The organism is Nocardia sp. NPDC056952, from assembly GCF_042674185.1.
Taxonomy (GTDB): Bacteria; Actinomycetota; Actinomycetes; order Mycobacteriales; family Mycobacteriaceae; genus Nocardia.
The window spans coordinates 781,062-795,798 of record NZ_JBHURA010000002.1 but is presented as its reverse complement, the minus strand read 5'-3'; the positions used below and the strand labels follow the sequence as shown (position 1 = coordinate 795,798).

General features: G+C 62.7%; 16 protein-coding genes and 1 pseudogene. 5 read left to right on the top strand and 12 right to left on the bottom strand.

Features of this window, described 5'->3' with window-relative positions; all coding sequences use genetic code 11:
• Nucleotides 1-414: 414 nt before the first annotated feature.
• The 8 genes from ACFTS5_RS10955 to ACFTS5_RS10920 form a co-directional block, all read right to left on the bottom strand.
• On the bottom strand, nucleotides 415-1,623 hold the full coding sequence (locus ACFTS5_RS10955) for a GNAT family N-acetyltransferase (protein ID WP_378629780.1): 1,209 nt from the start codon (nucleotides 1,621-1,623) through the stop codon (nucleotides 415-417).
• Nucleotides 1,620-2,855, bottom strand: coding sequence for an MFS transporter (locus ACFTS5_RS10950; RefSeq protein WP_378629778.1), 1,236 nt, complete (start codon nucleotides 2,853-2,855; stop codon nucleotides 1,620-1,622). The genes ACFTS5_RS10955 and ACFTS5_RS10950 overlap by 4 nt, the downstream gene beginning before the upstream one ends.
• Complete coding sequence (locus tag ACFTS5_RS10945; RefSeq protein WP_378629776.1) at nucleotides 2,852-4,690, bottom strand: alpha/beta fold hydrolase; 1,839 nt, start codon at nucleotides 4,688-4,690, stop codon at nucleotides 2,852-2,854. Before ACFTS5_RS10945 ends, ACFTS5_RS10950 begins: the two co-directional genes overlap by 4 nt.
• 83 nt (nucleotides 4,691-4,773) lie before the next feature.
• Nucleotides 4,774-4,986 carry a hypothetical protein gene (locus ACFTS5_RS10940; RefSeq protein ID WP_378629775.1) on the bottom strand — a complete coding sequence of 71 codons (213 nt, stop codon included), beginning with the start codon at nucleotides 4,984-4,986 and terminating at the stop codon, nucleotides 4,774-4,776.
• 16 nt (nucleotides 4,987-5,002) lie between these two features.
• On the bottom strand, nucleotides 5,003-5,599 hold the full coding sequence (locus ACFTS5_RS10935) for a hypothetical protein (protein ID WP_378629772.1): 597 nt from the start codon (nucleotides 5,597-5,599) through the stop codon (nucleotides 5,003-5,005).
• A complete protein-coding gene (locus ACFTS5_RS10930) occupies nucleotides 5,596-6,234 on the bottom strand; it encodes a TIGR02466 family protein (RefSeq protein WP_378629771.1) in 639 nt (212 codons plus the stop codon). Before ACFTS5_RS10930 ends, ACFTS5_RS10935 begins: the two co-directional genes overlap by 4 nt.
• Nucleotides 6,231-6,752 (bottom strand): aKG-HExxH-type peptide beta-hydroxylase, encoded by a 522-nt coding sequence (locus ACFTS5_RS10925; protein WP_378629770.1) that lies wholly within the window; start codon nucleotides 6,750-6,752, stop codon nucleotides 6,231-6,233. Before ACFTS5_RS10925 ends, ACFTS5_RS10930 begins: the two co-directional genes overlap by 4 nt.
• A 275-nt stretch (nucleotides 6,753-7,027) precedes the next feature.
• Nucleotides 7,028-7,723, bottom strand: a complete 696-nt coding sequence (locus tag ACFTS5_RS10920) for a methyltransferase domain-containing protein (RefSeq protein ID WP_378629769.1) — start codon at nucleotides 7,721-7,723, stop codon at nucleotides 7,028-7,030.
• Nucleotides 7,724-8,133: 410 nt separating this feature from the next.
• Between ACFTS5_RS10920 and ACFTS5_RS10915 the strand changes: the two are divergent.
• Together ACFTS5_RS10915 and ACFTS5_RS10910 are read left to right on the top strand one after the other, a co-directional pair.
• Nucleotides 8,134-8,601, top strand: a pseudogene (locus ACFTS5_RS10915) (transposase family protein); the annotation flags it as partial.
• Between the two features lie 127 nt (nucleotides 8,602-8,728).
• Entirely contained in the window at nucleotides 8,729-9,481 is a 753-nt protein-coding gene (locus ACFTS5_RS10910; RefSeq protein WP_378629766.1) for a hypothetical protein, read from the top strand.
• Nucleotides 9,482-9,496: 15 nt separating this feature from the next.
• Here the strand turns inward: ACFTS5_RS10910 and ACFTS5_RS10905 are convergent, their stop codons facing one another.
• The gene (locus tag ACFTS5_RS10905) at nucleotides 9,497-9,667 is read right to left on the bottom strand and encodes an alpha/beta fold hydrolase (RefSeq protein WP_378629764.1); all 171 of its coding nucleotides are present in this window, start codon (nucleotides 9,665-9,667) and stop codon (nucleotides 9,497-9,499) included.
• A complete protein-coding gene (locus ACFTS5_RS10900; protein WP_378629762.1) occupies nucleotides 9,657-10,466 on the bottom strand; it encodes an alpha/beta fold hydrolase in 810 nt (269 codons plus the stop codon). The genes ACFTS5_RS10905 and ACFTS5_RS10900 overlap by 11 nt, the downstream gene beginning before the upstream one ends.
• 1 nt (nucleotide 10,467) lies before the next feature.
• Here ACFTS5_RS10900 and ACFTS5_RS10895 point away from each other — a divergent pair, with 1 nt between their 5' ends.
• Nucleotides 10,468-11,097, top strand: coding sequence for a winged helix-turn-helix transcriptional regulator (locus ACFTS5_RS10895; protein ID WP_378630028.1), 630 nt, complete (start codon nucleotides 10,468-10,470; stop codon nucleotides 11,095-11,097).
• Between the two features lie 101 nt (nucleotides 11,098-11,198).
• Here the strand turns inward: ACFTS5_RS10895 and ACFTS5_RS10890 are convergent, their stop codons facing one another.
• Nucleotides 11,199-11,804, bottom strand: a complete 606-nt coding sequence (locus ACFTS5_RS10890) for an NUDIX domain-containing protein (RefSeq protein ID WP_378629760.1) — start codon at nucleotides 11,802-11,804, stop codon at nucleotides 11,199-11,201.
• A gap of 193 nt (nucleotides 11,805-11,997) precedes the next feature.
• Between ACFTS5_RS10890 and ACFTS5_RS10885 the strand changes: the two genes are divergently transcribed.
• Together ACFTS5_RS10885 and ACFTS5_RS10880 are read left to right on the top strand one after the other, a co-directional pair.
• Nucleotides 11,998-12,948 carry an alpha/beta hydrolase family protein gene (locus ACFTS5_RS10885; RefSeq protein ID WP_378629758.1) on the top strand — a complete coding sequence of 317 codons (951 nt, stop codon included), beginning with the start codon at nucleotides 11,998-12,000 and terminating at the stop codon, nucleotides 12,946-12,948.
• 19 nt (nucleotides 12,949-12,967) lie between these two features.
• Nucleotides 12,968-13,762 carry a transposase gene (locus tag ACFTS5_RS10880; protein WP_378629755.1) on the top strand — a complete coding sequence of 265 codons (795 nt, stop codon included), beginning with the start codon at nucleotides 12,968-12,970 and terminating at the stop codon, nucleotides 13,760-13,762.
• A 59-nt stretch (nucleotides 13,763-13,821) separates the two neighbouring features.
• On the opposite strand, the gene ACFTS5_RS10875 is transcribed toward ACFTS5_RS10880, so the two are convergent.
• Nucleotides 13,822-14,253 carry a pyridoxamine 5'-phosphate oxidase family protein gene (locus tag ACFTS5_RS10875; RefSeq protein ID WP_378629753.1) on the bottom strand — a complete coding sequence of 144 codons (432 nt, stop codon included), beginning with the start codon at nucleotides 14,251-14,253 and terminating at the stop codon, nucleotides 13,822-13,824.
• Nucleotides 14,254-14,737 lie beyond the last annotated feature (484 nt).

Here is a 14,737-nt window from a genome sequence, read left to right as displayed (position 1 = left end):
GAGGCTCGGGTCCGCGTGGCTGCGATGACGTTCAGTCACTTTGCGAACACTGTTCGCTCTGCGCGCACTGCATCGTCTGCAGCTGAGCAGTCGCGGTTTAACCGATTCTGATCAAGTTGGGCGTAATTCAGAAGGGAGTCGTAACTGCATACGCACCGACCCCGACGGTTGCGCTGGTGGCTGACGCCCCTGGTGTTCGCTGATACCGATCAGGTTTGGATACTCGCCCGGACCGCTGCGGGGAGGTTGTTGTCGTGTCGCTGCCGCTCCTACGTCACAGGACTCGGGGCCGCAGCCCTCTCCGCCGCGGTCGGTCTCCCCTGCCGCCGCAACTACCCCCGCAGCCCCGTTGTTGCGAAGGACATAGACGTGTTCGACCATTTCGCGAAGATGCAGCTGCCCCCATGCCGTGGGTTAGAAATGCCAGCCCAGCAATGGTTCTCGCTCGGCCGTGAAGGCTTTATCCATCGTCTGCAGGATCGTCATGGAGCGGGCGCGCAGGCGGTTCGCGGTTGCGAAGTTGCGTGCGCGATGACCTCCGAAGTAGAGGCTGCTCAAGACGTCGATGCCGAGGCTGATGTCGGCGGACAGCTTCGTTGTGGGGGTGCATTCGGCCAGGCCGTCGCGCACCGAGAGCTCGAAGGTGCCGCCGTAGTGTGAATCATCGACTTGTATGACGACATCGATGTCGTGCTGGTAGGTTCGGGCCTGCAATGCGGTGGGGATGTCGAGCAGCCGGGTCCACAGGCCTTCTCGACTATAGGTGAGTTTGACCAGGCGTGGGTCGGTGAGCATGTAGGGCAGTGGGTCATCCGCCGCGACGGGTGCATCGATCTGATAGAACGGGTCCATTCCCGCCAGTGCCCGCCATAGGGCGGCGTGTGCGTTCGGGGTGAGGTATCGCAGTTCCTGCACGCGAATGGTTCCGCCTTGATCGTTCCACTGGTAGCGGTAGATTGCGTACCCGTCGGGGTGAATCAACACGAAGTACTCCGAACCTGCGGGTCGGCCGTCGTCGCCATCGCCGAAGTATGGGGCCCACGCTGTCTCGGGGCGTAGTTGAGCGCCGGGGGTTTGCTTGCGCCATCGTTGATAGATCTCGGGTACGAGTTCCGCTGCTTCGTCCATCGAGACGAATTCAGCGCCACCGGGGTCGGGTGTCGTGGGCAGCCACCGTATCTCAGACCGATCGAGGGTGATTCTGGTGATCCGGGTGCAGGGGCCGTATCCGTATCGTCCGTAGATCCCGGCTTGGGAGGCCATGAGAATTGCCATCGGGATCGAGGCAGCGCGTGCGCGATGATGAAACTCGGTCAGCAACGCCCGTAGCACGCCCTGCCTGCGGTGGATGGGGTTGACTGCGCACGCTGTCGCAGCAGCTGCGGTGATCTCGGCGCCGCCAGGGGTTGTCAAGTAGTGAGTTCCGCCGATTAGATTGCCATCCAGACGCTGGCCGGTGACCGCGACCAGAGACTGATCGATGGAGAAGTTATGCCACATCGCGGCGAACTGATTGTCGGTGTGACGCCCGCCGAAGGAGGTGTCGAGCAAGGCTCGGATGCTCGGCATGTCGGCGTCGATGGTTGTCCTGATGTGGCGGTGGCCTAACGGTTTGCTCATCATGGGCAGTTCTCCGCGTGGGCGGACCGCCACGGTAGGAACATAGCGCTGGCGACGAGTAGTGCGGCGGCGACGGCGATCGCGGTACGAACGTTGGCCGCCGCGGCGATTGCACCGCCTGCCGCAGCGAACAACGGCTGGCTCCATTTCGCTGTGATCGACCATGCGGTACTGACTCTGGCTATGTAGTCGTCGGCGGTGAAATTCATTCGATAGGTTATGAATACGGGGTTGAATGCCCCGGCGCAGAACATCAGCAGCGAGATCGACGCGACCATCAGAACCATGCCGGCCATGCTCGGCGGTGCCAACAGGACCGGCCCGAGCCAGAGAGTGCGCAGAGCACCGAGACCGAACAAGGCCCGACTCTCACCCAAGAGCGCGACGATCCGGGCAGCGCTCAGTGAACCGAGGACTCCGCTGATGCCTGGCAGGCCTAAGACAAGGCCGTACTGCCATGGGCTAAAACCGAGTTCTCGCAGCATGAGAAGCGCCAGCAGCGGGGTTGCCATCATGATCGCACCGCCGAAGAGCGTGGCGTTGACCAGGAGTAGCCGCAACAGAGGCCTGGCGGCGATGTGGGTCCACCCGGATCGGATCGTGCGGAGCCCGGAATCGTGCGGCGCTCGGTGAGGCGGCTGGGTCTCAGATGTGCGGATTGATCGCAAGCCGAGTGCGGCAAGTAGGTAGCTGACGGCGTCCCCCAGGACTGCCACACCGGCTCCGACCAGGGTCACCACGGCACCGCCCATGGGGGTGACGATCGCGGAGACTGATTGAAACATTGTCTCGAACCGTCCCATCGCGCTCACCCGAAGGTGCTGGGAGACGATCGATTTGATGTAAGCCGTGCTTGCAGCGCTCAGCACGATCGAGCAGACGGTGTGCACGGAGATGACTGCGCATAGTTGAGCGTAGGTAAGGATGTGCAGCCACATTGCAATGGGGATTGTGGCCATCGCGGTGCACGCCAACAGATTCGCATACACCATGGTGGGAACCTTGCGGTTGAACTCGACGTAGGAGCCCAGCGGCAGCGCGACGGCAGCGCTGGCCACTCCGGCGATGGTGCTCAGCAGCGACACGCTCAGATCGGAACTTTTGAGGGTCAGGATCGCGATCAGCGGAATCGCGCCGGCACTGATCGAGGTTCCTATCTGGCTGACCGTCGCACTACGCCAGAGGATGTGGAAATCACGGGGTAGGTTGTTGGCCGCGGTAGCTGTCGATGTCACCGTAGTCGGAAAGTGGGGTTCGCCGGATCGAGGTGGCGGCGTAGGAACGTTTCGATTCTCTGATAGGCCTCGTATCTGTTGCCACGACGGCTCAGGGCGTGGCCTTCATCGGCGAAGATCAGCAACTCGCATTCGGTCCCCGTCTCGGCGAGCCGATCGGCGAGGGCGTGTGATTCGGTAACCGGGACACGGGGATCTTGCTCACCGTGGATCATCAGCAGCGGTGCCTGTATACGGTCGGCGTGATACAGCGGTGAGATCGATCGCAGTAGTTCGCGGTCGTAGTCAAGGTATCCGTATTCGCACTCACGGACACTGCGTCGATACTGCGGAGTGTTCTCAAGGTAGGTCACCAGCGACGCGATCCCCATGATGTCTACCCCTGCTGCCCACAGTTCGGGGTAGAATGTCAGCCCGCACAGGGTGAGATAACCGCCATAGCTGGCGCCGACGAGTGCCACCCGGTCGGGATCGACCCCGATCGTCGGCAGCCATCGGTGGATATCATTAAGATCGGCGATGGCCTCGACGCGACGATGGCGGTCATCGAGTTCGTACCAACGCCGACCATAGCCGGTGGAGCCGCGGACATCGGGAGCTACGACCACCCATCCCGTATGCGCCAGGAACTGTTTCAGCGGGCTGAATTCGACGACCTCGTTCGCTTCAGGCCCACCGTGGAGATAGACCACCGCGGGGCGCGGACCCTCGAAGCGCGGGTGTCGGTATACCCTGCAGGGGATGTGAAGGCCATCGCGAGTAGGCACCTGCATGAACGCCGGTATTATCGCCGCCGGCTGCCGCAACGGTGCCGTAGTTTCTGCGTGTAGCGAGGTCAGGATCGGCCGAGGCGTCCAGTCACTAGAGTCCAGCACATACAACTCGGAGGGAGAGTGGATGGTATTGAGCTGCACCGCAAGTCGTTGCGAGGATCCGGACCAGACGAGCTCTGCGGCTCCAGCCGGTGGCAGATCGACTGGGGCAAGCTGGTGGCCGTCGCGATCGCAGATGCTCAGGCTCACCTCGCCTCGCCGTTCACTCAGTACCGCTAGTAACCTGCCGTCTGGGGAGGGGATTGCGGTCAGATCGGCATCCGGATCAGACAAGACAGCAGTTCGGGTGCCGTCGAAGCCGTAGCGCCAGATCCCACGCCGCTCGGAATAGGTATCTGTGGAGACATACAGTGCCCGGCGGCTCTGGTCGATGCGAGGCTCGAGATGCATCCCTAACCGACGCTGCGGTGAGAGCTGACGGGCTTCGGTTGCCTCGATCAACCACAGATGGGTGGAGAAGCTTTCACCGGTGAAAACCGTCACCGCCACGGCGGCCTCGAACAGTGGATTGTCGCTGCTGGTGCCGACATGCACGTGGGAGACCAGGCCGCCGAGTTCGTACAGGATCCGTTCCTGGCCTGTGCTCAGCTCACGCATGACGACATCGAAGTCGATGTTGTTACGACGGTTGGACATGTAGACGATCCACCCGGGCCCAGCATCCATCAACACCTCGCAGGTGCCTTCTGAGCGTGTGACCGCGACCAAGTGATCGTCGGTGGCCGGAACGAGGTCATCGGTGAGCTCCAGCAGCGAAAGATCGAACTGTGCGTTGCCGTCGCGGTCGTGCTGGACCACGACTGTGTCTGGTCCCGCGAATCTTCCGGTGCAGGACTGCGATAGCGCTGTCAGCGCAACGACACGGTCTGGGTGAACGAGGAACAACTGGCCGGTACCCTCTTGATCGCAAGTGGCTAACACAGTGCCGTCGTCGCCGATGTCAAGCAGCACCCATCGCGCGACATCGAGCCAATCCTTGAGCACCAGGCCCGTTTCGGTCATTGAGCTGTCCCATTCCTCATCACCGGGCTGTCGGCCTCACCGCGTAGTGAGACCGACAGCCCGGTCTGCGAGCGTGTGTTCAATTACGCCTTACGAGCCAGAGGAGTCCTGGTATCGTGGCGCAGCGAGATGTTGTCCTGCACCGCGAAACCGGCGCATGGCGTGCTTGGCAGCATGCCGGCCTCGACAAGCTCGAGGTAGGACTCGACGTCGCTCGGATCGACATGGGCGGTGAGGTTTCCGCCAGTCAGGGTCTTGGAAACGACTTCGTTCTTCGGATCGAATGCGAGTGTCATTGTCTCGATTCCTTTCTTATCCAGCGTCGCCGGACCCGGTTGTGGCCACAACTACGACGCAGGTCTGATGTTGCTCGAGTGGAAGCACCGAGCTGGTCAGCCATCCGGGTACGACTGCGAATCCGCCGCGCTGTGGTCGGATGACAAGCGAGGTACCCCACGGCAACCCGGGGATCGCTGACATTCCGCTGCCCGCGCGCGGATCGAGTACCGCGATGCTGCCCGAATCTGAATGCTGCGCCGGTGTAGCGGACAAGAACAGCCACCCCAGATACGGGCCGGAGTCAACCCACACCGGAATCTCGAAACCGGGATTCCACACCTGTAGTTCCAGATTCACCCGCTCGACCGCTGGCACAACCACCCCGAGGCTGCGATCGATGTCTGCGAGGTCGGTCACCGCGTTAGTGAATAGCTGTCGAATCGTGGCGGCATGCTCGCCGAGCACATCGATCCGATGGTGTTGCGCTTGTTCGCTGCTGGCGAGCAGATCCTCGGGCACGTCGGGGATCTGCGAATCCGCAACCTGGGTCAGTGCCACATTGGTCGCCCACAACCGCTGGACGTGGTTGCTCGCGGCGGGCAGGGAGGGGGCTTCGGTTGCCTGTGTCATGAGTCATGCCTCTCGACGTAGCCGACGTTGAACGCGATACAGATGCGTGTTCCGCCTTCGAAGAGGGTGGCTTTCACCGAATGCGGCAACCATGACGGGAAACACACCAAGGTTCCGGGGCGCGGCTGGACGTATTCAACGCCGGAGCTGGCTTGCCGGGCGATGGCGGCCGGGCGAGGATCAAGCAGTTGCAGATGCCCGGCGTCGCCGTCGACTCCCCCGGTGTCGATGTAGTACACCCCCGACCAGGCCGATTCGTGGTGGGTGTGCAGACGGTGGCTGGCACCGGAGCGGTAGACCACTGCCCAGCCTTCTGCGACCAGCTCGACTTCGGCTTCGGTTTCGATGTCACCGACCAGATCGCGGGAAATTTCGGTGACCGCGTCGAGTACCCGCTCGCGCAGCCATTCGATGGCGGGGTGTTCCCATCGCAGGATGTCCATGCTCGTCTTGGTGGCGCCGATTACACCGAACAACAGCGGATTCTGTTGCCGCTTCTCGCCTTGAAGAACGAGTTCACGCAGCTGGGCGTTCCACTCGTCGACGGCGGGTTGTCCGAAGTCTTCAACGTAGTCGTGGCGATACAGCGGTGTCGCCCACATCTTTACGATGCGCGGCGCTGTCTCAGCGGTCACAGCCTCAACCTCCTCATTCGCTGGGTGATCTCAGCGGCGTGCTCGGTGAGCAGATCCGCTGCTTGCTCCTCCAGGACCTGGAGGCAGCCGTGGGCGTAGTCACGCAGTTGCTCGGCCTGTGCCGGTTGATCGTCATCGCGGTACAACACCGCGAGCGCCAGCCCGACGTGCGCGGCACCGATGACCTCACGCACTGAACGTTCCGTGGTGCCGGAAGGCAACGTCAGGTCTCTGGATCCGTCGGCGACTTCCATCGGGCACACTTCCTCCAGTAAATACAGCCACTGGTGGCAGAACTCGTGAACAACCTGCTCCCGAAGCTCGTCCAGAGTTGCGAATGCTGCTGGTGCGAGCATGACGTGCTGAGGCCAGTGCGGTGCTGACGCCGAGATCGCGCGACTATCGCTCGGCAACTGAACGAATATCACAGGAAGTTCGAAATAGGGTGCCCACGAAGGCTCAACAGCCACAGCCGCGGCGATCGCATCTTCGATCTGCACCGACTGCTCGTCTGTCACCGGCGCAAGATCCGGGGCCCCACCCTCCGATCGCACCCTGCATGCCTGCCTGGGATCGAGCCAGAAACCAATATCCGAATGAGAGCGGGTCATCTCCGGATCGATTTGCGTTGATCTCCAATAACGAGACGCAACAACCGCCGCTACAAGCGGAGCGGTATTGCATTCAGTATCGAGGAACGGCAGTCGAGAAGCCAGCATGCTTCTTACATCTGTTCTGTCACCGATCATACGAATCGCAACTTTCGACTACTTCGACAGTAATGGAAATATGTTCAGTACGAAGCGATAATCATGGGTTCGAACATGTCCGATTGTTCAAAATTCTCCGGGGAAATTCCAACAGGGATAAAGCATCGACCCGCTCGACGTCCGACTTGCAGGCACGGATAGGGATACTTGGCTCTAGGATTTCCTATATAAACAACCTCGATGTCCACCCTGGATTTTCTGATGAGGGCAGCATCGCAGGCGACGCCGTCATAAACATCGAACCCGAAACGGGGATTACCAATATCGAAGTCATCGACCACGACAATCCCACGTTCGACCGCATTCAACTCGTCGACGAGAGGCCAGCGATCGCCCCAGTGAGCGTCTAGATACACCAATGGAATACACTCAGGTGCGATCGATCTCGGCAGAAGTTCAGCCGAATCCCCCTGCTCAACGCGAACATTCGGGTATTTCGAAAGCCTCTTGCTGGTGAATTCCACGTGCGCAGCATCGATGTCACAGGTCCAGATGGCAATGTCTGGATACGTGCGCGCCAGGTAGTCAGTAGTGTCACCCAAACAGCAACCGGTTTCCAAGATCTGACTCACCCCGTACTGGCGCACAAGGAAGTCGAATTGTAGAGCCGCCTGAATATCGAAGCCGAATGGGCCGCCGCCGTCAGAAAGGAGCGGAGCCCCCGCACGGAGCGTGGTGTAGAAGTTTAAGAAAACACGTTCACTCGACTGGATTTCCAACGTAATCCCCCTGCAGTAGCTTACCGCTCAGGCCCCGAGCGCGCGATCTCGCGAGGCGTAGTTAAACTGGAATCTCCTAACCTGAGCCATGCATCCAGGCAGCAAGATTCAGCAATATTGCAAATCCCCCTTCGAACTTCCAACCATCGAGCGATTGTCTCAACTGATGTTCTAGATCAATAGCCTCGCGAACCATACTGGCACGACTTCCGCACGATCGCAACAGTCCATCTGGAAGTACTCGATCTATTCACAACCGCATCGCGTTGACCTGCAGGGACATTGAGCCGGACAACGCGTTCAGGCGACCTGCCTTCGGATAAGCGAGCACGCGCCCGAGTCGGATGCCTGCAAAGCGGGCTAAGGGATGTCCCGTAAGTCATCGAGCTGCAACAGGTATCGTATCGCCGGTGGTGATCTCGGCATCTGACCCGGTGATAGTGGAGCTGTTCTCCGGGCTGCGGCCAGCCACGTTCGCCCGCATGATCACCCAGCTGCGGCGCGAGGGCGCTGACCGGCCGTTACGGGGTCGACCTTGGGGATTGTCTTTCGAGGACCGGGTGTTGCTGGTGGCCACTCACTGGCGGACCAACCTCACGATGCGGCGACTCGCGGGGGTGTTCGGGGTATCGAAGTCGGCCGCGGCGCGGGTGATCGAGCACCTGGGACCGGCGTTGGCGCTATGGCCCCGCACCCGGTTCCTGCGTGGTGCGGTGTTGATCGTGGACGGAACCCTGATCCCGACCCGCGATCACAAGGTCGCCGCACAAAGTAAGAACTACCGGTACTCGACCAATCACCAGGTCGTCATCGACGCTGACACCGAACTGGTCGTCGCGCTGGGAAAACCGTTACCGGGCACCCGCAACGACTGCCGGCCTGAGACAGCAAGTTCACCAGTGACCAAAGACCTCTATCCTCAGCTGAACAGCAGCATTACAGCGCGGCCGACCGCGCGCCTCGCCTGCCCAGAACGCAGTTACATTGCAGCATGTGTAGTCGGAAGTGTCTGTAGCGCAATGTATCTCGCGTGAAACGAGAGCTGTCCCGCTTAGACAACCCCTCACGACCTGCACCCAGCACGACATCGACACCTGGCTGAGCACCACCATACCCACCCGCCGCGACGCCCTCGCCTTTCTGACCTGGTGCGCACGTCACCGTCACATCCGCAATATCGACATCCCACCGAGGGCACCAACAGCACGGGCACACAACCTGATCGAAGACGACCGGCGATGGACAATCGTGAAGTCGCTGCTCCACGACCAGGATCACGACCTCATCGACCGCGTTGCCGGCTGCCTGGTGTTGATGTTCGCCCAACCAGCGACTCGCATCGTCACATTGACCGTCGATCACATCACCGACTCCGATGCAACCACGCAACTGCAGCTCGGCGCCCACCCGGTCGACACACCCGACCCGCTTGCCGACCTCCTCCATCAGCTGAGCGCCTACCACGATCGCGGCGGTCTCGGGCACTCCGCAGCTGCGCGCTGGTTGTTTCCCGGATCCCGCGCCGGACAACATCGCAGCCCCGCGAATCTCAACGCCCGACTGACCCGCATCGGCATCGACACCCGGGCCGGCAGATCCACCGCGCTGATACAGCTGGCCGCCCAATTGCCCGCCGTCGTCCTCGGAAACCTCCTGGGCCTCCACATTCAGACAGCAACGAGATGGACACAGGCCGCAGGCAACACCCGACCCGCCTACGCCGCCGATGTCTCACGTAGACCGCTCCGACGTAGCTGATCAGACCGCCGCGTCTCAGCGCTGCGTCGCCGCCCAGTCCCGGATCGCGGCGACGAACTCCTCTGGCGCGTCGGACTCCACATAGGTGCCCGCGCCCTCGACGATCACTGTCTTGTGGTCGGTGAACGTCGCTTCCAAACGCTCGCGCTCCTGGGCACGGAAGGCGATGTCGGCGTCACCCCACACGATCAGTGTCGGCAGGTGAGCGATGTCGGAAAGCCCTGCCTCGACCTCGGCGAAGAAGTCCCGGCTGGCGAGGACCCTGCCGGGGAGCACGGCGGAAGCCTGGCGGCGTTCGGGAGTGTTGAGCGCCTGGCTGTAGTGGGTCATTTTCGGCCACGGTCGGCTTCCGCCGTCGGTGGCCGGTGGGGATGAACGCGTTGACGAGGAGGTTGAGCCGCCGGACCAGGAAGCGGATCGGGGGTCCGCCGATGATGCGACCGAAGGCCTCGAAGTGGAGGATGCCGTTGACCGGCCAGGCCCAGGTGTTGGCGAGGACTAGCCGATCGAAGACGTCCGGCCGCCGCTGCACGGCCGCCAGGCCGATCATGCCGCCCCAGCCCTGCCCGACCACGGTGACGCCCTCGAGGCCGAGCGCGTCGACGAACTCGGTGACCACGTCCGCGTGTTCTTCGGGCAGGTAACGGTAGCCCGGCTTTGGCGTCGACAGCCCGAAGCCTGGGTAGTCGAGGGCGATGCACCGGAAGTCGTCGTGCAGTGCGCGGATTACGTCGCGCCAGAGGAACGACCAGGTCGGGTTGCCGTGCAGGAACAGCAATGTGGGGCCAGACCCCTCGTCGACGTAGTGCACGGTATGCCCGTCGATCTCGACGAATCGACTCTCGAATGGGAACAGTTCGTCGTCGACCCAACCGGGCCGCACGCTCTTGGTCGTATCGGCCATGGTGGCCCCCTCTGGGCTCGACATCAAGGTATACTTGAGAATCTCACACGCACTTGAGAAGATCAAGCGATTAGAGGACATGATGCGTAGCTACGGCCAGTACTGCGGGCTTGCCCGTTCCCTCGAAGTCGTCGGTGACCGGTGGAACCTGCTTATCGTCCGCCAACTCCTCATCGCCCCCGCCCGATACCGAGACCTGATCGACGGCTTGCCCGGTATCGCAACCAATTTGCTTGCCGACCGGCTCCGCGACCTCGAGGCCTCGGGCGTGGTCGAGCGGCGACTGGCAGGTGAGGGCAACGTGGTCGAGTACGCCCTTACACCGTGGGGTGCCGAGCTGCGCCAGCCGATCGAGAGCCTGATCCGCTGGTCCACCCCGTTGATGGTCCGCGGCCCCGCCGACGGTGACGCCTTCCGCCCCGCGTGGCTCGCCCTCGCCATCCCCGCGCTACTCGACACCCGGGTCAAGGTCCGCTCCGCAGCGACGATCGGTCTCGACATCGGCGACCCGACCTTCCAACTCCGCGCCACACGCTCAGGCTTCGAGCTCAGCCCGCATGACGGCCGCGAACTCGACGCCACCGTCCGCGCCGACCCTGCCTACGTCCTCGGCCTCGCCGCCGGCGCCTTTACCCTCAGCGATGCCCTCGCACTCGGGCTGGTCGAGATCGATGGCGACAAGTCCGTCGTCCGCACCGTCTTCGCCGCCTGAGATGACGTCGATGACCCAGCAATCTGAGTGATCGGGCCCGCACGCAATCGGCCAGGCGGCTCCCGCTGCACAACTCTCGCCGACCAAATCGAGTCAGTCATTCAGCACGTTCGGATAGCGCGGGTTACCGGTAATCGGACGGTCGTCGGCTGCAGGACGGTGTCGAGCTTGCGGATGAACCGGCCGAGGTGCGGGTCCGTATCCGGTAGGCCGTGGGGGTCGAGATCCCACCACTGACCACCGTCGAACTCGCCCGGGTCGAGATCTGGACAGGTGGCCCGATTGCCACGGGCGACGAACCACAGCGAAACGTCCTCGTGCCCGGCGGTGGGGCCGATGGTCGAAGTCACGGTCAGAAACAGTGGCCGTTGACCGACAACATCGAAGCCCGCGTCGATGCCCAGCTCCTCGCGGGCTTCGCGGCGCGCCGCAGCGAACGGATGCTCGAAGGGATCCAGATGCCCACCCATCGGGAGGTGAAGACCGGACTTGCGGTGCCGACCGAGGTAAAGGCCACGCTCGGCGGGGTCAACCAGGACCACATAGGCCACCAGGTGCGGCGAGGGCGTCGCAGGCGGAATACGACGGTAAACATCGGTCGTAGCGGCGAGCCAGTCCAAGGTCTGTTCGATGTGCTGCTGCTCGAGATCGTCGAACGGGTCCATCGCGGAAATCAGTTCGGCGACGGCTGCGGTAGATGGGTCCATGGCGCGCGAGGATAGCCGCGTCCTCCGACACCGAACTGGGTCTGTCACCATCCCACGACTCCGCAGTGGACCAGTAGCGTTTTCTGCACTGCCTGCACGCCACGGTGGCCCATTCGATCTACACGCTGCGAAGCGCGTCCTCGACCTCACCGCAACCTGACCACGGCGCAAAACCTGAAAAAGGGAAAAACTCATGACCGCTTCCGAAACGGCGGCGAGCTGCATCACCGGCGGCCTCGCCGCTACACCGATCGTCTCGGTCAAGCCGATAGTGCTGCCTGCCGTCCAGCGCGGCGAGGACCTGCACGTGCGGGTGTCCGCGCCGGTTACCGGACGCGACCTGCCGATCATCTTGTTCGCGCATGGGTTCGGCTCGAACCTGGACGGCTACACACCCCTGACCGACTACTGGGCCGCCCACGGCTTTGTGGTGTTCCAGGCCACCCATCTGGACTCCAAGAGGCTGAACCTGACTGCGGAGTACCCCCGCAAACTCCAGATGTGGCGGTTCCACGTCGCCGACATGAAACGCAACCTTGACGACCTCGACGTGCTGGAAGCAGCCGTCCCCGGCCTGTCCGGGCGCTTGGACCCCAGCCGCATCGCCGTGGCCGGGCATTCCTTCGGCGGCCAGACCGCCGCGATCCTGCTGGGTCTGCGCGTCACCGACCCGCAGACCGGAGTAGCAGAAGAACTGTCCGACCCTCGGATCACAGCGGGTGTCCTACTGGCCACGGCCGGGAAGGGCGGCGACGACCTGACCCCCTTCGCCACCGAGAACCTCCCCTGGCTGCGGGAACAGGACTTCTCTCACATCACCTCGTCGGCCCTCGTAGTCGCCGGCGACAAAGACGACCTCCCGCTGACCACCCGGGGACCGGAATGGACCACCGACCCCTTCACTCTCAGCCCCGGCGACAAGAGCCTGCTCACCCTCTTCGGCGCCCAGCACTTCCTCGGAGGCATCTCCGGCTACGAGGCCGCCGAGACCACCGACGAGAACCCCGCACGCGTCGCGCTCATCCAACAGGTCACCCTCGCCTTCCTGCGCCACGTCCTCGGCATCGACAGCTCCACCTGGACCGCGGCCCGAGCGGCCCTCGCCGACACCCACCATCCGATCGGACGACTCGAATCCAAATGAGGGTGCCGTAAGGATCGGCGTGCAGGGGCGGTTCCGGTCACCGATACCGCCCGACCCCTGTTGGCGGCCAACGCGTTCCAGACGCGAAGCCTCGACACCCCGCACGCGAGACCGGCGGCGCACCCGAGGCGAATTCTCGGTAGCGCCAGGCTCCGCCCGCATCGCGGGCCAACGGCGGGGTGTCGCTGCCCGCACCGTCGCCGAAACCGTTCAGGACCTTCGTGAGCGCTTCCTCGACGTCGACACGCGGTGTCCACCCAAGTTCAGTCCGAGCGCGCGTGGTATCGAGCAGCGGTTCTGCTGTCGCCGCGGCCGGCACGACCTGGTACGGCCAGTACTAGGCCTCCCCCAACTGCTGGAATTGCACGGCGTCGGACCATCCAGCGCAGCAAGGCTTTTGGCAGACACCGCAGACATTCACCGATTCTGCACCCGAGATCTGTTCGCGTCCTGGAATGGCACCGCACCTCTGGACGCTTCCTCCGGGGACCAGCAACGCCACCGGCTTTCTCGTGCCGGCCCTCGCAGGATCAACCGTGTCCTGCACATCATGGCTGTTGTCCAACTACGCAACCGCACCGCCGGCCGTGTCTACTACGACGCCCGCAAAGCGGGCGGGAAGACCTCGATGGAAGCGATGCGCGCGCTCAAACGCCGACTCTCCAACGTCGTCTACACCCGCATGCTCGCAGATCAGCGGCAACGTGAAATGGCGGGCCCGGGAGGGCATTCGGAGGCGACTGCTGACTCCAGCGCGACCGGCTCCAACCCGAACACCGGACAAGCCACGACCCGGACCCACCCGACCGGATAATCGCACACACGCATCCACGAGTTGACATAAAGAGGGGCCATGAGAATGCGTGCGCCCCGCTAAATGCTGGCAACCGCAGTGATCTTGCGCGGAGTGATCGCGACGACCATCCTCTCTCGAGCCGCTGCGTATCCGACCGCGCCCGGAGCGACAGTGTTGTCTATGTATTTGGCCCGGATACGCCGAGTCCAGATCTCGTCCGGATCGACCGAGACGGTCGCATCGCCGACCAGCCGCACCTGCTTATTCGGCCGTTCGCCATCGGCTCGCAGATCGTCCTCGACGTCGATCACCAACCCCACCTTGGGATTCCGCATGATCCTGCCCAGATGCGGGCGGCCTGGATAACTGGTCAGGTAAAACCGTCCGTCCTCCCACAAGAACCAAATCGGGGTGACGTGGGGATACCCTTGCGAGTCGATCGTCGACAGATGCGCGACAGCATCCAGACCCAGCAGCTCCCCGATCTCGGGGACTTCCAGACGGCGCACGATGTCTAGACACTACCTGCTGCCGTGTCATCGACAGAAGCGGACGTTCATGACCGCGCGCCCAGCTGTATGAGCGTGCGTTCTCGGTGAATCAGGCTGCCATCCGATTCTCTCGAACCGAACTGCGCTTTGAATCCTGCCGCCCTCACAGAGATTCAGGGTCATGTGCTGGCCACTCCAGACACCGTCCACCTCGACTAGGCAGTTGTAGAAGTGGCTGGCCGAGGTGAAGGCGACGTGATTACCCGCGCTGCGCGTGTACTGCGTGACTTTAACCCCAGCGAGAACGGATTCCCTGCGAAGCCATGTCTCGATCACTGGGACATCCACCGACGTGGGCGCGGGTTTGATCAGCACATCGAGGACTGTCCCGTCCGGATAGAACCAAACACCTGGACGCCCGCGGCGAAGATCCCGACGGCCTACGAGGGGATCGGGTGCGGAGAGTCCGGCTGCTGCGCTTGCTCATCAGTCACATACTGCC